20 protein-coding genes are annotated in these 20,810 nt (G+C 71.1%); 14 read left to right on the top strand and 6 right to left on the bottom strand.

What is annotated here, in order from left to right; genetic code table 11:
* Positions 1-205 precede the first annotated feature (205 nt).
* Positions 206-700 (top strand): hypothetical protein, encoded by a 495-nt coding sequence (locus JW613_RS00565; RefSeq protein WP_209208702.1) that lies wholly within the window; start codon positions 206-208, stop codon positions 698-700.
* Positions 701-741: 41 nt separating this feature from the next.
* On the opposite strand, the gene JW613_RS00570 is transcribed toward JW613_RS00565, so the two are convergent.
* A complete protein-coding gene (locus JW613_RS00570; protein ID WP_209208703.1) occupies positions 742-1,212 on the bottom strand; it encodes a pyridoxamine 5'-phosphate oxidase family protein in 471 nt (156 codons plus the stop codon).
* A gap of 145 nt (positions 1,213-1,357) precedes the next feature.
* On the opposite strand from JW613_RS00570, the gene JW613_RS00575 reads away from it, so the two are divergent.
* Positions 1,358-4,147 carry an ATP-binding protein gene (locus JW613_RS00575; RefSeq protein WP_209208704.1) on the top strand — a complete coding sequence of 930 codons (2,790 nt, stop codon included), beginning with the start codon at positions 1,358-1,360 and terminating at the stop codon, positions 4,145-4,147.
* Positions 4,148-4,243: 96 nt separating this feature from the next.
* Here JW613_RS00575 and JW613_RS00580 read toward each other — a convergent pair whose 3' ends face one another.
* Positions 4,244-4,696: an iron chaperone gene (locus JW613_RS00580; RefSeq protein WP_209208705.1), complete on the bottom strand. Its 453-nt coding sequence runs from the start codon at positions 4,694-4,696 to the stop codon at positions 4,244-4,246.
* A 178-nt stretch (positions 4,697-4,874) separates the two neighbouring features.
* Between JW613_RS00580 and JW613_RS00585 the strand changes: the two genes are divergently transcribed.
* The gene (locus JW613_RS00585) at positions 4,875-5,267 is read left to right on the top strand and encodes an SMI1/KNR4 family protein (RefSeq protein ID WP_209208706.1); all 393 of its coding nucleotides are present in this window, start codon (positions 4,875-4,877) and stop codon (positions 5,265-5,267) included.
* On the opposite strand, the gene JW613_RS00590 is transcribed toward JW613_RS00585, so the two are convergent.
* Positions 5,255-5,818: an RICIN domain-containing protein gene (locus JW613_RS00590; RefSeq protein WP_209208707.1), complete on the bottom strand. Its 564-nt coding sequence runs from the start codon at positions 5,816-5,818 to the stop codon at positions 5,255-5,257. The genes JW613_RS00585 and JW613_RS00590 overlap by 13 nt on opposite strands.
* 273 nt (positions 5,819-6,091) lie before the next feature.
* Between JW613_RS00590 and JW613_RS00595 the strand changes: the two genes are divergently transcribed.
* The 5 genes from JW613_RS00595 (at position 6,092) to JW613_RS00615 (ending at position 11,617) form a co-directional block, all read left to right on the top strand.
* On the top strand, positions 6,092-6,715 hold the full coding sequence (locus JW613_RS00595) for a DUF1266 domain-containing protein (protein ID WP_209208708.1): 624 nt from the start codon (positions 6,092-6,094) through the stop codon (positions 6,713-6,715).
* 267 nt (positions 6,716-6,982) lie between these two features.
* Positions 6,983-7,072 carry a K(+)-transporting ATPase subunit F gene (kdpF, locus tag JW613_RS00600; protein WP_209208709.1) on the top strand — a complete coding sequence of 30 codons (90 nt, stop codon included), beginning with the start codon at positions 6,983-6,985 and terminating at the stop codon, positions 7,070-7,072.
* A gap of 8 nt (positions 7,073-7,080) precedes the next feature.
* Positions 7,081-8,784, top strand: coding sequence for a potassium-transporting ATPase subunit KdpA (gene kdpA, locus JW613_RS00605; protein ID WP_209208710.1), 1,704 nt, complete (start codon positions 7,081-7,083; stop codon positions 8,782-8,784).
* Positions 8,781-10,943 carry a potassium-transporting ATPase subunit KdpB gene (gene kdpB, locus JW613_RS00610; RefSeq protein WP_209208711.1) on the top strand — a complete coding sequence of 721 codons (2,163 nt, stop codon included), beginning with the start codon at positions 8,781-8,783 and terminating at the stop codon, positions 10,941-10,943. The genes kdpA and kdpB overlap by 4 nt, the downstream gene beginning before the upstream one ends.
* Before the next feature lie 5 nt (positions 10,944-10,948).
* Positions 10,949-11,617, top strand: coding sequence for a potassium-transporting ATPase subunit C (locus JW613_RS00615; protein ID WP_209208712.1), 669 nt, complete (start codon positions 10,949-10,951; stop codon positions 11,615-11,617).
* Between the two features lie 184 nt (positions 11,618-11,801).
* Here JW613_RS00615 and JW613_RS00620 read toward each other — a convergent pair whose 3' ends face one another.
* Positions 11,802-11,891, bottom strand: coding sequence for a K(+)-transporting ATPase subunit F (locus JW613_RS00620; RefSeq protein ID WP_099885551.1), 90 nt, complete (start codon positions 11,889-11,891; stop codon positions 11,802-11,804).
* A gap of 473 nt (positions 11,892-12,364) precedes the next feature.
* On the opposite strand from JW613_RS00620, the gene JW613_RS00625 reads away from it, so the two are divergent.
* Both JW613_RS00625 and JW613_RS00630 read left to right on the top strand, forming a co-directional pair.
* Entirely contained in the window at positions 12,365-12,724 is a 360-nt protein-coding gene (locus tag JW613_RS00625; RefSeq protein WP_245224843.1) for a PaaI family thioesterase, read from the top strand.
* A 55-nt stretch (positions 12,725-12,779) separates the two neighbouring features.
* Positions 12,780-13,394: a class I SAM-dependent methyltransferase gene (locus JW613_RS00630; protein ID WP_209208714.1), complete on the top strand. Its 615-nt coding sequence runs from the start codon at positions 12,780-12,782 to the stop codon at positions 13,392-13,394.
* Between the two features lie 423 nt (positions 13,395-13,817).
* Here JW613_RS00630 and JW613_RS00635 read toward each other — a convergent pair whose 3' ends face one another.
* A complete protein-coding gene (locus JW613_RS00635) occupies positions 13,818-14,090 on the bottom strand; it encodes a hypothetical protein (protein ID WP_209208715.1) in 273 nt (90 codons plus the stop codon).
* 319 nt (positions 14,091-14,409) lie between these two features.
* Between JW613_RS00635 and JW613_RS00640 the strand changes: the two genes are divergently transcribed.
* Positions 14,410-15,195, top strand: coding sequence for a S1 family peptidase (locus JW613_RS00640; protein ID WP_209208716.1), 786 nt, complete (start codon positions 14,410-14,412; stop codon positions 15,193-15,195).
* A gap of 302 nt (positions 15,196-15,497) precedes the next feature.
* Here JW613_RS00640 and JW613_RS00645 read toward each other — a convergent pair whose 3' ends face one another.
* Positions 15,498-16,127 (bottom strand): hypothetical protein, encoded by a 630-nt coding sequence (locus JW613_RS00645; RefSeq protein ID WP_209208717.1) that lies wholly within the window; start codon positions 16,125-16,127, stop codon positions 15,498-15,500.
* Positions 16,128-16,313: 186 nt separating this feature from the next.
* Between JW613_RS00645 and JW613_RS00650 the strand changes: the two genes are divergently transcribed.
* The 3 genes from JW613_RS00650 to JW613_RS00655 all read left to right on the top strand — a co-directional run bounded on the left by JW613_RS00650 (position 16,314) and on the right by JW613_RS00655 (position 20,800).
* Positions 16,314-18,122, top strand: a complete 1,809-nt coding sequence (locus tag JW613_RS00650) for an RNA polymerase sigma factor (RefSeq protein ID WP_209208718.1) — start codon at positions 16,314-16,316, stop codon at positions 18,120-18,122.
* A 276-nt stretch (positions 18,123-18,398) separates the two neighbouring features.
* Complete coding sequence (locus tag JW613_RS35530) at positions 18,399-19,694, top strand: cytochrome P450 family protein (protein WP_307865733.1); 1,296 nt, start codon at positions 18,399-18,401, stop codon at positions 19,692-19,694.
* Entirely contained in the window at positions 19,691-20,800 is a 1,110-nt protein-coding gene (locus JW613_RS00655) for a cytochrome P450 (RefSeq protein ID WP_307865734.1), read from the top strand. The genes JW613_RS35530 and JW613_RS00655 overlap by 4 nt, the downstream gene beginning before the upstream one ends.
* The last annotated feature ends 10 nt before the right edge of the window (positions 20,801-20,810 follow it).

A 20,810-nucleotide genomic window follows, 5' to 3' on the forward strand; every position in this document is an offset into this window, starting at 1 on the left:
CCTGCTGAACAACGGCGTGCGGCGGTCGAATGGCCGAGGGGCGTGGCCGGAACAGGCCATGGTGCGGTCCGAACCCTGTGAAGGGGGGAGGGTTCGGGCCGCCCCACGTGTGCACACGGCCGACCGAAGGTGCGAAGCGCCGTCCACGGAGTCGACTGCGGGCGCGTCCACGACCCGCCGGACAACGAAAGCGTGAGGTGACCCGATGCAGCACCCTCCGTATCCGTCGGAGCCGCCCGGACGACCCGCTCCCCCGCAGCGGGCGCGCATGCCGGGAGCCCTGGTGTTCGTGCTGGTGACCGTCGCCGTGAGCGCGCTGGGTACGGCCTACGGCAGTTGGACACTTCTGCAGGAGAACCACAGCAAGCAGGAGCACGGGCAGGAGCTGCTCGTGCCGATGGGGATGGCCTGGTTCGTGGCGTTGTTCTGCTGGGGACTGGCGGCACTGGAGATCACCTGCGTGGTGCTGGCCCGCAAGCGCCGCCCCTGGGTCGGTGCGGTGCTCGCCGGTTGCCTGATCTTCGTGGTGCTCGCGACGGTCGTCGGCTTCCTCGGCTCGCTGGTCGCCGGGGCGCCCAACCTGGCGGTGCTCCTCGTGCTGGGCATCGATCTGGTGGCCGTGTGGGTGGCGCTCGGCGAGACCGCCCGCCGCTGGTTCTCCGTACGTCCTCCGCTTCCCACCGCGCAGCCTCCGGGCTGACCCGCCACCGGGCTCCGGCCGGTCGGCGTCCGGCCGGAGGGTCAGACCAGCCAGCGGCCGTCGCGCATCAGTTCCCGGCCGGTCAGCTCGTCCTCCTCCCGCCAGGCCTGGATGCGACGCGGAACGATACGGAACCAGCGGTACGGAGTGGCCGACGCACGCGGGTCGAAGCCGGTGTGCTCGGCGAACCGGTCGGCCCGCTGACGCGGCAGCGCGTCGAGTTCGAGGACTTCCACCGCGCCGTCGATCATGGTCACGTCGCGGGTGTGGCCCAGCCCCAGCCGAACGATCCGGGTGTCGGCCAGGTTCCGGCCGGTGGGGCTGTCCTTCGGGGTGGCCGCCAACAGTGCCTCACCGTCCCAGTCGAAGGACAGCGGCACCAGGTACGGGGCGCCGTCCGCCGAGGCGCTGGCCACCCAGACATCGACGTCGTGGGCGAGCCGGTGCTCGGTGTCGTGGCGGCGCTGAGCGCGGGAGCGCGGTGCGGCGCTCGTCGGGGAAGAACCGGTCATGTTCGCTCCTGTCGGTCGTGGTTCACCCAGGTCGGCCCGACGGCTCGTGTGCCGCCCCGGGCCGATGGCCGTGGTCACAGCCTCCACCGGCCGGGAGCCGGGCACCTCCGTGCCGGCCACTGAAGCCGCCACGGATAATGAGTCGGTGTCCGCTCCGCAGATCTCCGCGCGCGAAGCCCAGGTGCTCGCGCTGCTCGGGGAACACCTCAGCAACGCGGAGATCGCCGCGCAGTTGGTCATCTCCGTACGTACCGTCGAGTCGCATGTCTCCTCGCTGCTGCGCAAGCTGCAGCTGCCGGACCGGCGGGCGCTCGCCCGGCACGCCGCCGAGTCCGCCCGCACGCAGGAGTCGCGCCCGGCGCCCGCCCTCCCGGAGCCGCTGACGGCGTTCATCGGCCGGGTGCGGGAGCGCGGGGAGTTGGCCGAGGCGGTGCGGGGGCACCGGCTGGTGACCGTGGTGGGCCCGGGCGGGGTGGGCAAGACGCGCCTCGCGCTGGCGGTGGCGGCGGACGTGGCCGACGACTTCGACGGGGTGTGGTTCGTCGACCTGGTGCCGATCACCGAGCCGGGCCGCGTGGGGGCGGCGGTCGCGGCAGCCGTAGGTGTGGGCGAGCAGCCCGGGCACGGCATCGACGACGCGGTGCTGGCGGCGCTGGCGGAGCGCCGGGCGCTGCTGGTGCTGGACAACTGCGAGCAGGTGCGCGACGGGGTGGCGCCGTTCCTGGAACGGCTGTTGGCGGCCTGTCCGCGGTTGCGGGTGCTCGTGACGAGCCGGGCCAGGCTGATGGTGCCGTTCGAGCGGGCCTTCCCCCTCGCCCCGCTGTCGCGGGTCGGCGGCGACGAGTCGGAAGCGGTGGCCCTGTTCATGGACCGGGCGGCGGCGGTCGGCCACCCGCCGGGTCCCGCGGTGAGCGAAGGGGTCGTGACCATCTGCGAACGCCTCGGCGGCATGGCGCTGGCGATCGAGCTGGCGGCGGCGCGGTGGTCCACGCTCGGACTGGACGGACTGGCGACCGGCCTCTCCGATCAGCTGCGGATCCTCACCGGCGGGCCCCGCGCCGACGACCGGCACCGGTCGGTGCGGGCGGTGCTGGACTGGAGCCACGACCTGCTGGAGCCGCAGGATCAGGCGCTGCTGCGCCGGGTGTCGGTGTTCGTGGCGCCGTTCACCGCCGAGGCGGCGGCCGAGGTCGCCGGGTTCGCCCCGCTGGATCCGGCCGAGGTCGTCGACGGGCTCGGCAGGCTCGCCGAGCAGAGCCTGCTCGCTGTGACACCGTCCGCGACGGGCACCCGGTACCACGGGCTGGAGACCATCCGGCAGTACGGCACGGAGCGGCTCGCCGACGCCGGCGAGTTGATCGAGGTCCGATCCCGCCACCTGGAGTGGTGCTCGACGGGCGCGACCGTTCTCAGGGGAGCGTCGGGTGCCGACTGGCGGGCCCGGTTCGACGACGTGGCGGACGATCTGCGGGCCGCCCTCACCTGGGCCGCCGACCGGCCCGAGCGGCGCGCGGACGCACATCGTCTGGCCGTCTCGCTGGCCGAGTTGGCCTTCTCCCGCAACCTGCTGGGCGAGTCGCAGCAGCGGTACGAGCAGGCGGCCGGACTCGCCGACGACGCCGCCGGTGCCGCGGCGCTGCGGCAGGCCGCCGCGGTGGCCGGGTGCCGCAGGCTGGGCGACGACATGTACCGGCTGCACCGTGCCGCCGGGGAGGCCGCGAGCCGGGCCGGGGACAGCGTCGGGGCCGGTTGCGACCTGGCGGCGGCGGCCACCGTCGCCTACCGCTTCTCCACCTCGTTCACGCGGATTCCTCCCGTGGAGGAGGTGGTGGCCATGCTCGCGGAGGCGCGAGAGCTGTCCGGCGACGCCCCGGACGGCGAGGCGGCGGTGGCGCTGGCCGAGGCGGCGGTGGTCGCGGACGCGTACGGCGCGCTGCAGGGGGACACGGACAACACCGCCCAGGAGACGGTCGGGTGTGCCGAGCGGGCCGTCGCGCTCGCCCGGCGTACGGGCGACCCGGTGGCGGAATCCGCCGCCCTCGACGCGCTCTCCGGCGCCCGCAGCTGGACCGGTGACGCCTTCGCCGTCGCTGCCGCCGCCCGGCGCCGCATCGACGTGCTGGCTTCCGTGCCGCCCGGCCCCGGCGGTACGCACGAGTTGATGGACGCCCTCGCCATGGCCGCCGGGACCGCCCTCGGTGTGGGCGAACTGGCGGAGGCCCGGCGATGGGGAAGTCGGCTCGCCGACCATCCGCTGCTGGCCGAGGCCGGCCACCATGCCGCGTCCTGGCTCCTGGTCGCGGACGCGTTCGCCGGCCGTGCCGACGACGTGCTCGGCCGCAGCGTCCCGTTCCTCGACTCGTGGGAGCACAGTGGCCGCCCACGGTCGCTCTCCCTGGGCGCCGCGGCCTCCTCGGTCGCCATGATCCATGGTCTGCGCGGTGACCAGGACGCCCGCTCGGCCTGGCTCTCGACCGTCGAGCGGGCGGATACGGCGCCGCAGCACCGGCACGGCTACGGTGCGGTCTTCGACGCCATGGTGCTGCTCCACCAGGGGGAGGTGGACGTGGCGCTGGAGCGGGTGGCGCCCGAGCCGGACCGGGTGTGGAAGTGGGTGTGCTGGATCTGGCTGCACTGGTACCTGGCCCTCAGGGCGGAGGCTGCCGTACTCGCCGGGCATCCGGACGCCCGGGCCCGGATCGACGCCGCCAGGGCCGTCGTCGCCGGCAACCCGGTCGCCACCGCCCAGGTGGATCGCGCGCAGGCGCTGCTCGACGGCGATCTGGCGGGGCAACTCACCACCGCTGCGGCGTTCGACGCGGCCGGCTGCCCCTACCAGTCGGCGCGTACGCTGCTGCTCGCCGGGGGCGGGCACACCGCCGCCGGCGCCGCCGCCCTTGCCGCACTCGGCCTCGCCCCCACGGCCGCCCGGTAGCCGACTGCCGCCCCGGCACGCGCCGGGGCGGCCGGCCGCGTGGCAGGCGTCGGCACAGCCCGCCTCGCCGAGCGCCCGTTCATCGAGCGCGCGAACCTAGCGCACCGCCTGCTGCACCAGTGCGGCGATCCGCTCCTCCACCTCGGCCGTCGCCTCGGTCAGGGCGAAAGCGGTCGCCCACATCGAGCCCTCGTCCAGCTTCGCCGGGTCGTTGAACCCGAGCGTCGCGTAGCGGGCCTTGAACTTCGCCGCGCTCTGGAAGAAGCACACGACCTTGCCGTCCAGTGCGTAGGCGGGCATCCCGTACCAGAGCTTCGGCGCGAGCGTCGGAGCGTTGGCCGTGATGACGGCGTGGACGCGCTCGGCCAGGATCCGGTCGGCGTCCGGCATCTCGGCGATCTTCGCGAGCACGTCCCGCGCGGCCTCCGCCTCCTTCTCCGCACGCGAGGTGCGACGTGCGGCCTTCTTCTGCTCCTGGGCGTGCTCCTTCATCGCGGCCCGCTCCTCGGCCGTGAACCCCTCGTAGGTGCTGCTCTGTGCGCTGGTCATGGTCGCTCCTGCCGTCGTGGGTCGGACGCCCGGCCTGTCCGGTCGGGCCCCGGTCGCTGTGGTCACAGCCTCCCTCGCACCGAGCCGGCCCGCCTCCGTGCCGAGCACGGAAACCACCACGGAAAGCTCCACTGTCGGCAACGGAACTTGTCAGTGGTGGGTCGTAGGGTCCGGTGCCATGAGTCTTCCTCCCGTCGCGGAGTCCTGGGCCCGCATCGACACATGGCTGTCCCAGCACGCTCCCCTCAGCCACGCCCGGTTACGTCCTCCCGCCTTTGAGGCGGACATCGCGGCCGCGCAGCGTGCACTCGATGTCACGTTCCCCGCCGATCTGGTGGCGTCATTGCGCTGCCACGACGGCGTGGAACTGCTGGACGGGGCGCCGGTGCTGGCGTACAACGGGCCGCCCTCCGGCCTCGCGGACATCGTCAAGAGCACCGAGCTGCTGCGTGAGGTCGACGCGGACCTGGCCGACGACGCGGAGGAACACTGCCGGGCAGCGCCGACGTCCGGTCCCGGGGAGAGGGGGCGGCCTGTCCCTCTCCCCGGCGGCAGGTCTCAGGCGGCGTAGAAGTGCCACCCCTGGCGCTGCGAGGGGTGGTCGCCCCACATCCGCTTGAGGTCGATGTAGGTGTCCCCCTCGCCGCGGGCGGTCAGCGCCAGGTCCTCGTCGCGGTAGGAGACGATGCCGTAGTCAGGGTTCTGCGGGTCGGTACCGGGGACGGGCTCCAGAAGCCACCACTGGTCCTTGTTGCGGTTGGAGCAGTCGCGGAGGTAGACGATGCTGTTCTCACCGTTCTCGTTGGTGGCGCAAGCACCGGCCGAACTCTGCAACTGGTAGACCGCCCGCCCGTTGGAGGTGGCGACCCGGTCGAAGCGCCACGTGGTCTTCCAGCCCTTGGGAGCGGTGCTGGGATAGACCTGAAGGTAGGTCCCCGCGTTCCCCTTGGTGTCGTCGGGGAGCATGTAGTTGCCGGTCACCTGGCTGACGGCGATGAACTCGCCCGAGGGAACGGCCCGCTGGGAGGAGTCGGCCGCGGCCGGTGCGGCGGCCAGAGCGGTGCCGGTGAGTGCGGTGGCGGCGAGGGCGGTCAGGATCCTGCGGGCGGTGCGAGCGAACATACCGACTCCATGCAGTAGCAATTCCGATACCGTGCGTTGCCGACAGTAGGGCCGGGATGCCGCGCGAGGGGGAGGAACTGAGCATCGCTGCAGGGCGTTCGAAGTGATCAGGCCATGGATCACGCTGCCGGCGGCGCCTCAGAAACGTTCCGGAAGCCTCCAAGGCCGCCGAAACTCGGCAGATTTCGTTCGCTCGGCCCCGGCCTCGACCGTCCGCACGCCCCCACAGAGCGGGACGCACCCGCCGTCGGACGCCCGGCAACGTGCGAGATCATGTTCGACATGTTCGAGCGCTTCCGCCGTCGGCGCCCCGCCCGACCGCCGCACGAGGCACCCCTGTCCGCCCACCAGCTGTGGCTCGTCTCCCTGTCCGCTCCGGTCAACCGCGGCCGGGAAGCTTCCCGCACCACCCTGTACCCCTTCCGGCACCGGGACGACGCCGAGGCCGAGCGATGGCTGCGCGAACAGTGGGAGATCCCGGACCGGGACGAGCTGCTGCACAGGCTGGACGGGCTGCTCAAGGACGGCTACCGGGCGCCGCTGCGCGAGCAGACGGGCGCCGATCCGCTGGCCTGGGACGTGGCCCTCTACTGCGATGTCGTCCGCAAGGGCTACGCCGCCGGCCATCTCGACGCACCGACGGCATGGGAGCTGCTGGGCGCCACCATCATGCCCACGGTCGCGGCCTACGACTCGTGGCGGGCCTACGCGACGGACTATCTGCTGGTGCGCAAGGTGTGGATGGAAGGCCTGCGCGCCACCCCCGACGAGGGCTTCCCCGCCCCACAGGCCATCTCGGACGCCCATCTGCGCGCCCTCCTGGACCCCGCCAACCACGCCAGCCCCTGGAACCAGGCCCCTTGGCATGTGATCAGCCTCCCGGACCGACCGCTGTGACCGACCGGCCGCCCGCCCCTCCCCCGCGTCACCGCAGGTCAGAGGGTGCCCGTGGGGCGAAAGGTTAGGAAAGCATCAAAGGCGGCCTCCCGGCCGTAAGGGAGCTGTCAACAAAAGGCTCGACCGGTCGAAAAGGCGTTTTCCTCAAGGGGTCCATCACAACCCCGAGCCTCACTGAGGAGCACCGATGGCCGACGCGGCCTTCGTCGTCACCACTGTCGCGGTCTTCGCGCTGGTGGCGTTCATCGCCAAGGGGGTGGCGAAGCTGTGACTGCCGAGAACATATCCGGCCTGATCGTGGCCGTCGCCCTGCTGGGTTACCTCGTCCTCGCCCTTGTGTATCCGGAGAGGTTCTGAGCACCGGCATGACCCCGTTCCTCGCCGCTGTACTCCAGCTCGTCGCGCTGATCGGCGCGCTCGCCCTGGCCTACCGCCCGCTGGGCGACCACATGGCCCGCGTCTACTCCTCCGACCGTCATCTGCGGGTCGAGAGGTGGATGTACCGGGCCATCGGCGCCGACCCCGACGCCGATATGCGCTGGCCCGCCTATCTGCGCGGTGTGCTCGCCTTCTCCGCGGCCGGCGTACTGTTCCTGTATCTGCTGCAGCGTCTCCAGGGCTCGCTGCCCGGCTCGCTCGGCTTCTCCTCCATCGACCCGGACCAGGCGTTCAACACCGCCGCGTCCTTCGTGTCCAACACCAACTGGCAGTCCTACTCCGGCGAACAGGCCATGGGCCACGTCGTGCAGACCGCCGGTCTGGCCGTGCAGAACTTCGTCTCCGCCGCCGTCGGTATGGCCGTGGCGATGACCCTGGTGCGAGGCTTCGCCCGTACCCGGGCGCAGGGCTCCACCGGTTTGGGGGGCGCACCGCACGGCACCGGAGGGCTCGGCAACTTCTGGGCCGACCTGGTCCGGGGCGTGCTCCGGATCCTGCTGCCGATCTCGGTGGTCGGAGCGCTGGTACTGGTCGCCTGCGGTGCCATCCAGAACTTCGCCGGCATCCACGAGGTCGGTCGGTTCACCGGTGGCTCGCAGCAGTGGAACGGCGGGGCGGTCGCCTCGCAAGAGGTCATCAAGGAGTTGGGGACCAACGGTGGCGGCTACTTCAACGCCAACTCCTCCCACCCCTTCGAGAACCCGAACGGCTTCAGCAATCTCTTCGAGATCTTCCTGATCCTGCTGATCCCCTTCGCTCTGACGCGCACGTTCGGCCGCATGGTCGGCAGCGTCCGGCAGGGGTACGCGGTGCTCGCCACGATGGTGGGCATCTGGATCGGCTTCGTCCTGCTCATGTGGGCCACCGAGTTCGCCGGCCACGGCCCGGCGTTCGAGGCCGCCGGGGGTGCGATGGAGGGCAAGGAGACGAGGTTCGGAATCGGCGCGTCGTCGATCTTCGCGGTCTCCACGACCCTGACCTCGACGGGCGCCGTCGACTCCTTCCACTCCTCCTACACGGGCCTGGGCGGCGGCATCGCCATGCTGGGCATGCAACTGGGCGAGATCGCCCCCGGTGGGGTGGGTTCGGGCCTGTACGGCATGCTGATCATGGCGATCATCGCGGTGTTCATCGCGGGGCTGATGGTGGGCCGTACGCCCGAGTACCTGGGCAAGAAGATCGGCACTCGCGAGATCAAGCTGGCGGCCTGCTACCTCCTCGTCACCCCGGCGCTGGTGCTCTGCTTCACCGCCGCGGCCATGTCGCTGGACACCCCCGCGCACTCGATGACCAACAGCGGAGCGCACGGGTTCTCCGAGGTCCTGTACGCCTACACCTCCGGAGCCAACAACAACGGCTCGGCCTTCGCCGGGTTGAACGCGGACACCCAGTGGTTCAACACCACCATCGGGCTGGCGATGCTGCTCGGCCGGTTCGTACCGATGGTGTTCGTCCTCGCGCTGGCCGGCTCGCTCGCCCAGCAGCGGCCGATCCCGGCGACGGCGGGCACGCTACGGACCGAGAAACCGCTGTTCACGGGTCTGTTGGTCGGCGTCATCATGATCGTCGCGGGGCTGACCTACTTCCCGGCGCTGGCGCTGGGCCCGCTCGCTGAAGGGCTGGCGGCATGACCACCGACGTCACAGAGCATGAGGAGCCAGGCGCCATGTCCTCCACGGACTCCGCCACCCCCACCCGAGCGCCCCACCGGGACCTGCCCACCGGCCGCGGGCCCGAACGGCGGGTCGGCGGCGGGTTGTTCGACCCCGGGCAGTTGCTCACCTCCCTCCCGGACGCGCTCGGCAAGCTGCATCCCCGGGTGATGATCAAGTCCCCGGTGATGTTCGTCGTACTGGTCGGCTCGGTGCTCACCACCGCGCTGGCGGTCAAGGACCCGGGGAACTGGTTCGGCTGGGCGATCACCGGCTGGCTGTGGCTGACGACGATCTTCGCCAACCTGGCGGAGGCCGTGGCCGAGGGGCGCGGCAAGGCCCAGGCCGACACCTTGCGCAGGGCGAAGACGGACGCGGTCGCCCGGCGGCTGAGCGGCGGGACCGAGGAGCAGGTGCCCGGCGCCGAACTCCGCGTCGGCGACCTGGTGGTCTGCGAGGCGGGGGACATCATCCCCGGCGACGGCGATGTCGTCGAGGGCGTGGCGAGTGTGGACGAGTCGGCGATCACCGGCGAGTCCGCACCCGTCATCCGGGAGTCCGGCGGCGACCGCAGCGCCGTGACCGGCGGCACGAAGGTGCTGTCCGACCGGATCGTCGTCAAGGTCACGACGAAGCCGGGTGAGTCGTTCATCGACCGGATGATCAACCTGGTCGAGGGCGCGGCCCGGCAGAAGACGCCCAACGAGACCGCGCTGAACATCCTGCTCGCCTCGCTGACGATCATCTTCCTGCTCGCGGTCGTGACCCTGAAGCCGTTCGCGATCTACGCGGGCGCCGACGACCAGACGTCGCTGATCGTGCTGTCCGCGCTGTTGGTCTGCCTGATTCCGACCACCATCGGGGCGCTGCTGTCCGCCATCGGCATCGCAGGCATGGACCGGCTCGTCCAGCGCAACGTACTGGCCATGTCCGGGCGCGCGGTCGAGGCCGCCGGAGACGTCTCGACGCTGCTGCTCGACAAGACGGGCACCGTCACACTGGGCAACCGCCAGGCCGCCGAGTTCGTCCCCGTCACCGCGACGACCGCCGCCGAGCTGGCGGACGCCGCGCAGCTGTCCTCGCTGGCGGACGAGACGCCCGAGGGGCGCTCGATCGTCGTCCTGGCGAAGGAGCAGTACGGGCTGCGCGAGCGGCACGCGGGCGAACTGGAGCACGCCGAGTGGGTCCCGTTCACAGCCCGGACCCGGATGAGCGGCGTGGACCTGACCGAGGACGGCACGGCGCGGAAGGTCCGCAAGGGAGCGACCGGTGCGGTGCTCGCCTGGGTCAGGGAGCACGGCGGCGCCCTGGCCGACGACGCGGAAGGGACGGCGAACGCCATCTCCCAGGCCGGCGGCACGCCGTTGCTGGTCGCCGTGGAGGACGGCAAGGGCGCTCGTGTGCTGGGCGTCGTCCACCTCAAGGACGTCGTCAAGGAGGGCATGCGGGAGCGGTTCGAGGAGCTGCGCCGCATGGGCATCAAGACCGTCATGATCACCGGCGACAACCCGCTCACCGCACGGGCCATCGCCGAGGAGGCAGGCGTGGACGATTTCCTCGCCGAGGCCACGCCCGAGGACAAGATGGCGCTCATCAAGCGTGAGCAGGCCGGCGGCAAGCTGGTCGCGATGACGGGTGACGGCACGAACGACGCGCCCGCGCTGGCCCAGGCCGATGTCGGCGTGGCCATGAACACCGGTACCTCGGCCGCCAAGGAGGCCGGGAACATGGTGGACCTGGACTCCAACCCGACCAAGCTCATCGAGATCGTCGAGATCGGCAAGCAACTTCTCATCACCCGCGGCGCTCTGACGACCTTCTCGATCGCCAACGACGTGGCGAAGTACTTCGCGATCATCCCGGCGATGTTCGCCGTCGCCTACCCGGGCCTGGACAAGCTCAACATCATGAACCTGTCCTCCCCGGAGTCGGCGATCCTCTCCGCCGTCATCTTCAACGCGCTGATCATCGTCGCCCTGGTGCCACTCGCCCTGAAGGGTGTCCGGTACCGGCCGATGAGCGCGGACCGGATGCTCCGCCGCAATCTGGGGATCTACGGCCTCGGCGGCCTGGTCGCCCCGTTCCTCGGCATCAAACTCATCGACCTGCTCATCTCCCTCATCCCTGGCATCGGGTGACGACCATGAACACTTCCGTACGAAGCACCGCCCGACTGCTCTGGGCCGGCCTGCGCGCCCTGCTCGTCCTGACCCTGGTCTGCGGCGTCCTGTATCCGCTCGCGGTGACCGGGGTCGCACAGGCCGCCTTCCACGACAAGGCCAACGGCTCCGAGGTGCAAAGCGAAGGCAGGGTCGTCGGCTCCCGCCTCATCGGCCAGCGCTACGACCTGCCGCTGAAGAAGGGTCGGCAGACGCCCGCACCCGACCTGAAGTGGTTCCAGCCCCGGCCCTCCGACGGCCTGGGCCAGAACTCCGTCAACACCCGGTACAAGCTGCTCGTCTCAGGCGCCACCAACCTCTCGGGCGACAGCGAAGAACTGCTCGAACGGGTCACCGACGCCAAGGCCGCGGTGGTCGAGGACAACAGCACCGCCGACCACGAGGTCGAGCCGTCGGATGTGCCGCCCGACGCGGTGACCTCCTCCGCTTCCGGCCTCGACCCGCACATATCGCCCGCGTACGCCGAACTCCAGGTCCATCGCGTCGCGGAGCGGAACCACCTGGCTGTCGAGCGGGTGGCGGAGCTGGTCAAGAGGCACACCGACGGGCGCGTACTCGGCTTCATGGGAGAGCCGCGGGTCAATGTCCTGGAACTCAACATCGCCCTGGCAGAGCTGATCGAGAAGGACTGACCGCCTCGGCCGCCCGCCCCGACCGGGAGCCGACGAGCAGCAGCACAGCGCTGCCCGTCGGCTCCCGCTGCTGGCTGCGATCGCTGCGACGCGCCGGGCGGGCCGGGCGGGCCGGGCGGGCCGGGCCGGGCGGGCCAGACAGGGTGGGCGGTTCCGGGGGCTCCAACGAATCGCTTTTCCGCCGTCAGAATTTGTCCGGGTACTTCCGCGCCAGGAGGAGATACCCGATCAGCGAGGCGGCCAGGAAAAGCCCCGCGATATTCACTTCTGCCATACTGAACAGCTCCTTGGTCCACGGAATTCTTCTGTGCTCCAGCCAAACCGCTGCCGCGAGGCGCGGGCTCACCGTTTGACACATTGCTGTCGTCGCCGATTCCGGAATTGACGCGGCGCTGGCTGATGAAGCCCGCCCCGCCACAGCGGAGGCTTCGTCGTTGGAACGACTGACGACGGCTGCGGTAATGCCTTTCTTCCCGCGTACGCCACACGGTCCCGTCACATCTCGGCACCCTCCAACCTCGGGCGAGGGGCGGAGTGTTGTATTTTTGTAGCATTCTTCGACTGCAGGACGAGGGGTGGGGAGTACGGCGATTCTCGGTCCGTGACCCGGATGGCCGACAAAAGTCCGTGAGCGTGCAAGGAGGGGACGTGGACGAGCAGACCGCCGCGGACGAGCGGGCCGGCCTGGAGCAGGCGAGCCCGGAGGTCCAGGAGCGTATTCGAAAGAGTTTCGACAGCCAGGGGCTGATGAGTCACCTGGGCGCCCGTATCACGCACATCGGGCCCGGACGGGTGCACATCGTGCTGCCCAGTCGGCCGGAAGTCACCCAGCAGGACGGCTATGTCCACGCCGGAGCCACCAGCGCCGTCGCGGACAGCGCGGGCGGTTACGCGGCGTTCACCCTCTTTCCCCCGGACAGCTCGGTACTCACCGTGGAGTACAAGGTGAACCTTCTCGCGCCCGCCATCGGCGATCGGATCGAGGCGGTGGGGACGGTCCTGCGGTCCGGACGGACACTGACCGTGTGCCGACTGGAGGTGTTCGGTGTTCAGGATGACCGGCGAAAGCTCGTCGCGACCGGCCAGCAGACACTGATCTGCGTGTGAGGCCGGGCCCGGTGGCCCGATTCTGTGCCCAGCGGCTCGGTTCTACGATGAGGCGATGCACCGGACCGACGCGAAGCCGTACTGGAACACCAATGTCGCCCGGCACCAGGACATTCTCCGTGCCGTTCCGGAGGAGTGCGGCAAGGCACTGGACATCGGGTGCGGTGACGGGCTGCTGGCGCGCAAGCTGACGGCGCGGGCCACGCATGTCACCTGCGTGGACAGCTCGCCCGAGATGATCGCCCGGGCCCGTGAACTGGCCACCGGCCACAGCGGGATCGCCTGCGTCGAGGGCGACTTCCTCAGCATCGACCTGCCCGCGCGGGGCTACGACTTCGTCTGCTCGGTGGCCACGATCCACCACATGGACTTCGAGGCTGCCCTGGTCCGTATGCGCGAACTGCTGCGGCCCGGCGGCACCCTGGTGGTGGTCGGTCTGGCCCGCGAGGCGGGACCCGCGGAGTGGGCAGCGACGATCGCGGCCGCTCCCCTGGTGCGGATCACAAAAGCCCTGCGCCGGGCGGACAGCCCCCAGGGCATGCCTGTCGCCGACCCGTACATGAGCTACGGCCAGGTGCACGCGACGGCACGGCGACTGCTGCCGGGAGTCCGCTACCGGCGACACCTCCTTCGCCGGTACTCCCTGACCTGGCACAAGCCACGCTCCTAGCGCACCTCGCACCTGGCGCGCCTCACAAGAGTGCGGGCCGTCCGCGCTCCATGCGGCCACGAGAGCCCCGCACTGCCGGACCCGGGTCCGGCAGTGCGGGGAAGGAAACGGGCGGAACGTGGCCGACCGGCGCCCGAGGTCCCCGGTACGGAAGGTGCGGCGACCTCGTACCCGGCACGGGGTCCGGCCACGTTCCTGCCCGGCCCTCCCGCGCACGCACATCCGGTGCGCACCCTCGTCATAGCCGTTCAGAGGGGCACCGGACGGTGCTGCGGGGGGCGACGGGGCCGGTTGCCCGGCTCTGCGCGGGAGACGGCTGTCGGCGCGGTCCGTCGGCCGGGTCGGCCGACGCGTGCCGGTCGTCTCCCGGTACGGGCGGAGCGGGTATCCACGGCCCCGTCGGTCCGGGAGGCCGGCAGCTGGTCAGCTGCCGGTACCCGCCAAGGGCGGGCCGATCTTCGGCACCGACGCCTTGCCGGTCACGGAGACCGGCCCGCGGGTGCGGCGTTCGCCCGCGACGTGTCGCTGTTGTCCCCGCCGCAGCCCGCCGGCCGCCGGTGGCGCGGTGGTCGCCACGACGACCCGCACGGCCCGCGCGGGGCGCCCGGAGCGGCTCCACGGCGGGCAGCGGCGGGCGCCCGCCCCGGCAGTCTCCTGTGCGCTCCGCCCGGTGGTCATCTCGTGGTCGCGTGTCATGGTTGCCGTCAACTCCCTGCTCGGTGCCGCCCCCTCCGGTGGCGGGCCGTACACAGGGTTCGATGGCGGACCGGGCGAGAAAGTTCACGGGAACCGGGATCTTTTTTCGTCGCGCCGCACGGCGGGGACCGTCGGGAGGGCTGACGCCTCGGCTCGGCCGTACGGCGGGCGGAGTCGGTGGCGTCCGGCGTGCTGCCCATAATCCCGCGCTATGGGCCAAATGCTATTACCCGAATCGCTCGGATTCCGGAAACCTGGTACTTCCCTGGACGCCATGCGCGAGTTCTCGCGTTCTCGCGCTCTTCGGAAACGAGGAATCTTGCGAATCACCAGGTTACTCCCCACGCTCATAGCCGCATTGTTGGCCACCCTCACGTTCAGCACCGCAGCGGTGGCCGAGAACCGTTCCTCCGGTGCCGGTTCCGGTGCCGGTTCCGGTTCCGGTGGTGTCTCCGTCCGTGTCGCGACCGACACCCGCGCCTCCGGCGACGAACAGCGGCCGATCATCGGCGGCGGATACGCCCAAAGCGGCCCCTGGGCCGCACGGTTGTTCTCCGGCGGGAGACAGACGTGCAGCTCGACGATCATCGCCCCCACCTGGATCCTCACCGCCAGACACTGCGTCAGCGGCGGTCAGTTGTCGTTCCGCATCGGCAGCCTCGACCAGACGACCGGCGGCACCACCGCCAACGGCACGCAGATCTACACCCATCCGTCGGCGGATCTGGCACTGGTCCGCCTCGACCGGTCCGTCTCGACGACCTACTCGCCGCTGGGCCGGCCGGGTTCGGTGTCCGTCGGCCAGACCGTGCAGGTCTACGGCTGGGGCGCCACCTCCCGGTGCGGCCAGGAGATCAACTGCCAGTCGCGCTACCTGAAGTACGCGAACGTCATCGTCAGCGGGGGCTGCCGTGATGCCTACAACGGCTCCGCCATCTGCGCCCGGCGCGGTGACGGCATCACCGCCGGCGGCGACTCCGGCGGCCCGATGATGGCCGGCGGCGTGCAGGTCGGCGTCGCGTCCACCAGCGACCGGCAGACCACCACGGCATACACGAACGTGACGCAGTACCGCTCCTGGATCCAGTCCATCGCGGGCGTCTGAGCCGTAGGGTCCACCCCGGCCGGGACAGGGCCGCGCGACTTCCCCAGGCGGCCCCCGTGGCCGTCCACCACCCGCCCGTCCTGACCCTCCTGCCCCTCCTGTTCGTTCTGCTCGCCCCGCCCGCCCCGCAGCCGACCGCGGGGCGGGCGGACGCACGTCCGTACCCGGACGAGCGGAACGGGACCGGGCCGAACCAACGGCCTGCGGTCCGGCCACCGGCCGCATACCGTGGGAGGAAGCCACGCCGGTGTCGCCCCACCCGCGCGGAGCCGACACCGGGTTGCCGGTCCTGCCGGTGCCGCTCAGCGCTGGGGACGGCGGCGACGCCGGGCGCGGACGGCGGAGGGGGGCCGGGCGCCGGTCGGCGCGAGAGCGTCGAGGATGCCCTGGTCCGCTTCGAGCACGACCCGCAGCAGCGCGGCGCCCCGGTCGGGGTCGTCGCCACCGAGAAGGGCGTCGAGTTGGCGGAGGGTGTCTCGCAGGGCGGCGGCGGTCTCCAGGTAGGCGGCGGCGATACGGACCACTGTCGCCGCCGCCGGAACGGCCAGGCCGCACAGCAGCCCCACCGTCCCCCAGGCCCCGGCAAGGGTGGTGGTGAGAACGGTGCACACAGCGACGGTCCTCCTGGGCAGGGACGGGCCTGAGAGCCGGACCAGTCCCCCGGAGGTGACGTGGTCCTCCACCGTGCTGAGGTGGAGCGCGAGCAGTCGGCGGCACAGCGCCGCGTCACCGGCCACGCTGCCACCGGCGCGCACCTCCCGCAGAAAGCGCAGCGGCAGTGTCCGGGCCTGGCGACGGAAGAGCATCCGCTGCGCGGTCTGCCACAGCAGCCTCGGCAGCAGCACGGCGAGAACGACTGTGACCAGTAATGCCGGGCCACAGCGCTCCAGCAGCGCGTACAAGGGGGAAGCGGAAGAAGTGAAGAGGGCCACGGGAGCCTCCTGGGTGCCCGGAATCGGCTTACGGAGGCCCGGGGCGCGAGGGCCCGGGGTTTCCCGGAGTTCGCGGCGGATTCCGCCGAGATTTTTCCGGCAGGCGCGGCGACGGCACTCCGCACGGGCCGCTTGCGCGCCGCTCCTCGCGCCGAGCCGCTCCCGAAGCGGGCAGGAGGCAGGCACATGACGGACCCCGCGCTCTCACACCGGCGGGACGCGAAGGAGGTGGGCGACGGTGAACTGCTGGAGCGCGTACGCCGACCGCGCACTCCCCGGGACCGTGCCGAGGCCCTGGAGGAGATCACCGACCGGCACTTCCGGGATGTGCTGCTCTATCTGACGCGCCGTGTCAAAGACGCCGACCTGGGCATGGAGCTGACCCAGCAGACATTCGCCGACGCCATCGCCGCGCTGGTGTCGAAGGACCCGGAGAGTCAGCCGCGTTCGGGGGACCGGCTCGGCGCCTGGCTCACCGGAATCGCCAAGAACCGGCTCCGTGCGCACTTCACCCGGCGCAGGAGACTCGCCGAACGGAGCAAGCCGCTCGGGCAGGACGAGTCGATGGACGACCATCCGCTCGACGAGCCCGACCGGCCCGATCCGGCGGACGACCCCGTGCGCCTCTTCCAGGCCCGCCGCGTCATCGGTGACGTGGTCGCCACGCTGCCCGTGGACGATCGCCTCCTGTACCAGTGGTACTTCGAGGACCAGCTCAAACCCGCCGACATCGCCGACCGGTTGGCGGCGGCTCAGCCGGCGAGCGCCGCACCGAGCGGCGGCGCGACCGGTGCCGTGCCGTCGCAGTCCGTGGCCGACGCCCCCGGCGGGCAGCGGCGCGCTCCGAGCGGGAAGACCCTCAACAACCGGGTCACCGCCCTCAAGACCGTGGTCGCCGAAGGGTTCCACGCCTATCTGCTCGTCCACAACGACCGCACACTGTGTCCGACGCTCGACGGCATCATCGGCCGGTATCCGCGCGGCTTCAGCGCGCCGCTGCGCGACCATGTCGTCAAGCACACCTACAACTGCGCGCAGTGCGGGACGTGCGCCCGCTGCCGGGTCTGCCGGATCAGGGAGCCGGAGCGGATCACCAGCGCCTGCACCGCGTCGCGTGACTGCCGGGCCTGCGGCATCTGCGAGAGGGAGAGCATCGCGCTGAAGGCCGACTGGGCGCCGGCCCTCGTTCTCGTTCTCGGTCTGCGGCCCGTCCGCGAGGCCATCAGCGACATCATCCGAGGCACCGTGCCGGTCGGTCATCAGGACGGCGCCCCACCCGAGCGCCGGCCTCCGGCGCGTCGGCGCCGCTCACGTGTGCTCGCGGGCGCCGCGGCTGCCGTCCTCGTCGGTGCCGCGGGGGGCGCCGTCGCCCATCTGCTCACCGGCCCGGCGGACGGCCGGGCCTCGGCGGGTTCCGGGCCGGACGGCACCGAGACGATCACCGTCGTACCCGTAGGGGCCCAGGGCGACCCCCACCCCGACCACACCGTGGAGCTGGCGTCGGGGACCACGGTGCAGAGCTGCTCCGCCTCCGCCTTCGCGGTCAGCCGCGACATCGTCTCCTGCTCGCCGAACGTGCTGACCGCGCAGGCGTGCTGGGTCAGACCCGACGACCGCACGCGGGTGCTGTGCGGCTCGCCCAAGGGGAAGCGGTTACGGGAGTACCGTGCGAGCGCCCCCGTTCCACGGACAGCGCCGAAGCCGCGCAGCGCGATCGTGCCCTGGGCCGTCGAGCTGGCCGACGGCACTTGGTGCACGCCCCGCTGGGCCGGTCCTCCGGCGTCCCTCCCCGGCAAGCTCAGCGACCGGTACCACTGCTCGACCCCCGACGGAGCATCAGCCGGACTCGTCGTCGAGGACTCGGACACTCCCCTTCTGGACAAGAGCGCACCGCGCTGGAAGACCCGGGTCGTGCAACGCACGAAGAACGGCTCCGGCTTCACCGCTCCGACCTGGCAGGAGGTGGCGGCCGTCTACTACGCGGGACGGCCCTGAACCGTCGGTGTCCCTCGGCCGATCGACCGACGGAATCGGCTGATCTTCCTGGCGTTCGGACCACCTACCGGAATCTGAACCGCTCGCGGTTGCCTCCGGCAAGCACCGCCCTACAGGATGATCGCTGTGCCAACTAACGCCTCCACCACCCCCCTTGGGGATGCCTGGCCACGCGTACGCACGCCGTGGCCCGCCCGTAGCGCCCCGCTCTACGGCCAGAACTTCGCCAGTGATCCCTTCTCGTACTACGAAAGCCTTCGCAAAACCTTCGGTCCGGTGGCTCCTGTGACGCTGGAGGAGACCGGAGCCTTCCGCGGGTACCTCGTCCTGGACCACGCCTACCAGTTGGAGATCCTGCAAAACCGTGGCCATGTGTGGACGCGGGACTCCCGCTGGTACCGCGACTTCGCCGAGGGAGCCCTGCCTCCGCACCCGCTGATCCCTCAGTTCGCCTACCGGCGCAGCCGCCTGTACGCCGAGGGCATGGAGCACGCGCGGCTCTCGGGCCCCGGCAACAAGGCGCTGGCCGAGCTCGATCTGCTGCGTACCCGCGACCTGATCGAGGACCTGGCCGAGCAGCTGATCACCTCGTTCTTCCCCGAGGGGCCCGCGGAGTGGAACCAGGTCGACATCCTGGACCGGTACGCGCTGCAGCTTCCGCTGCTGGTCATGATGCGGCTGATGGGCATGGACGAGGGCAGTGCGCTGGCCACCGGCGACGCCATTCACGAGATGCTCAGCGGGGGGCCGGGCGCGCAGCGTGCCGCCGCGGAACTCGACTCCCGGATGCGCGCCCTGGTCGAGGAGAAGCAGCGCGACCCCGGGCCCGATCTCGTCTCCTGGATGCACCACTTCAACCGGAGCACGCAACCGGAACTGGACACCCATCAGCTGAGTGAGGATGTGTGGCTGCAGATCGTCGCCGGTCGTGGCGCCAGCACGACCTGGATCTGCAACACCGTGCTGGAGCTGCTGACCAATCCGGAGCTCAACGCGGATGTCATCGCCGGGCGCTGTCAGATGGAGGAGGCGATGAACCGCGTCATGTGGGTCAACGCCCCCATCCAGAACCTCATCGGCCGCTGGGCCACCCAGGACACCACGCTGGGCGGATACCCGGTCAACTGCGGCGACATGGCGATCATCTGCCTCGGAGCGACCGGCGCGGACCCGACGATGCTGTCCGCCGGCTTCGACGTCTCCCGTACCAACAGATCGCATCTCGCCTGGGGCGCCGGCTCCCACGGGTGTCCGGCACCGGATCTGGGCACCCTCATCGTCCGTACCGGCCTCGAGGTCCTGTGGAACAGGCTGCCGGGGCTTCGGCTGGCCGTTCCCAAGGAGAGGCTCAGCTGGGACCTGCCGTACGTCGCCCGGTCCCCCACCGCGCTGCCGGTGACGTTCCCTCTCCCGCCCACTCCCCCGATGAATGGACAGCAGTGGACAGCACAGCACAGCTTCATCTCGAACCCGCCCCGGCCGATCTCCACGGAACGGAAGGAGCAGCCCTCCGAGCCGCGGGGCCGGTTGCCACTGTGGCGCTCCCTGGTGGCGTGGTGGCCAAAGCGGTGACGACCCGGGAGGCGGGCGCCCTGGTGCTGGGCGACCCCCGCTTCTCCAAGGACATCCGGAACTGGGGCGCGCACGCACGCGGGGAGATACCCGCCGACTGGCCGCTGCTGTTCATCGTGGAGGGCAAGGGCCTGCTCACCACCGACGGGGAGACCCACCGGCGGCTGCGGCTGCCCATCCAGCGTGCCATCTCGCCGCGCCGGGTGCAGGCGCTGCGCCCCCGTATCGAAGCCATCGCCGACCGGTTGCTGGCAGACCTCGCCGCCGTGCCCGCGGAGGAGGAGACGGACCTGCACAAGGGCTTCGCACTGCCGCTCCCGCTGGATGTCATCTGCTCCCTGCTCGGTGTCCCGGAGGAGGGCACGCTGCGCCAGGAGTTGCACGAACTTTCGGCAGCGGCGATGAACTCCGAGGCCGACGTCGAAGAGGTGCAGAACACCGTCGGCCGCCGCTTCCCGGCGACGCTGATGTCGCTGATCGAGCAGAAGCGCGCCCGCGGCGACCGGGACGATCTGACGATGGACCTGGTGGCGGCCCTGGACGAGGGGGAGCTCACCGAGGCGGAGGTCATCGGCAATCTGGTGGTGACGGTCATCGGTGGGCACGAGACCACGGCCAACCTGATCTGCCACGCCGTCAAGGGGCTGCTGACGCACCCCGAAACGCTGGAGGCGGCCAGGGCCCAGGAGAAAGCGGGTGAGAACCCGTGGCCCGCCATCGTCGAGGAGGCACTGCGCTGGGAGTCCCCCAGCCGCAATGTGATGTTCCGCTACGCCACCGAGGACGTGGACGTGGACGGTGCCGTCATCCGGGAGGGAGAGGCGGTGCTGGTGCCGCTGCCGGCCATCCAGCGTTGCCCGCACGCCTTCCCGGACCCGGATCCGGAGGTGTTCGCCCCCGACCGCCCGGACGTCTCGCGCCATCTGGCCTTCGGCTTCGGCCCGCACCGCTGCCCTGGCGCGTCCCTCGCCAGGCTGGAGGCCGAGATCGCGCTGCGGCGGCTGTTCGAGGACTTCCCCGAGTTGGCGCTGTCCTCCACCCCTGCTTCCAGGGTGCCGTCCCTGGGGATCAACGGCTACCAGCAACTGCCGGTCCTGCTGCGCTGACCGGGCCTGC

It is taken from the genome of Streptomyces smyrnaeus (genome assembly GCF_017676345.1).
Taxonomy (GTDB): domain Bacteria; phylum Actinomycetota; class Actinomycetes; order Streptomycetales; family Streptomycetaceae; genus Streptomyces; species Streptomyces smyrnaeus.

What these genes read in the sequence shown, in the direction of transcription:
- JW613_RS00565 (WP_209208702.1), top strand. Translation starts at nt 206, where the DNA reads ATGCAGCACCCTCCGTATCCGTCGGAGCCGCCCGGACGACCCGCTCCC.
- JW613_RS00570 (WP_209208703.1), bottom strand. Translation starts at nt 1,212, where the DNA reads ATGACCGGTTCTTCCCCGACGAGCGCCGCACCGCGCTCCCGCGCTCAG.
- JW613_RS00580 (WP_209208705.1), bottom strand. Translation starts at nt 4,696, where the DNA reads ATGACCAGCGCACAGAGCAGCACCTACGAGGGGTTCACGGCCGAGGAG.
- JW613_RS00585 (WP_209208706.1), top strand. Translation starts at nt 4,875, where the DNA reads ATGAGTCTTCCTCCCGTCGCGGAGTCCTGGGCCCGCATCGACACATGG.
- JW613_RS00590 (WP_209208707.1), bottom strand. Translation starts at nt 5,818, where the DNA reads ATGTTCGCTCGCACCGCCCGCAGGATCCTGACCGCCCTCGCCGCCACC.
- JW613_RS00595 (WP_209208708.1), top strand. Translation starts at nt 6,092, where the DNA reads ATGTTCGACATGTTCGAGCGCTTCCGCCGTCGGCGCCCCGCCCGACCG.
- kdpA (WP_209208710.1), top strand. Translation starts at nt 7,081, where the DNA reads ATGACCCCGTTCCTCGCCGCTGTACTCCAGCTCGTCGCGCTGATCGGC.
- kdpB (WP_209208711.1), top strand. Translation starts at nt 8,781, where the DNA reads ATGACCACCGACGTCACAGAGCATGAGGAGCCAGGCGCCATGTCCTCC.
- JW613_RS00615 (WP_209208712.1), top strand. Translation starts at nt 10,949, where the DNA reads ATGAACACTTCCGTACGAAGCACCGCCCGACTGCTCTGGGCCGGCCTG.
- JW613_RS00620 (WP_099885551.1), bottom strand. Translation starts at nt 11,891, where the DNA reads ATGGCAGAAGTGAATATCGCGGGGCTTTTCCTGGCCGCCTCGCTGATC.
- JW613_RS00625 (WP_245224843.1), top strand. Translation starts at nt 12,365, where the DNA reads ATGAGTCACCTGGGCGCCCGTATCACGCACATCGGGCCCGGACGGGTG.
- JW613_RS00630 (WP_209208714.1), top strand. Translation starts at nt 12,780, where the DNA reads ATGCACCGGACCGACGCGAAGCCGTACTGGAACACCAATGTCGCCCGG.
- JW613_RS00635 (WP_209208715.1), bottom strand. Translation starts at nt 14,090, where the DNA reads ATGACACGCGACCACGAGATGACCACCGGGCGGAGCGCACAGGAGACT.
- JW613_RS00650 (WP_209208718.1), top strand. Translation starts at nt 16,314, where the DNA reads ATGACGGACCCCGCGCTCTCACACCGGCGGGACGCGAAGGAGGTGGGC.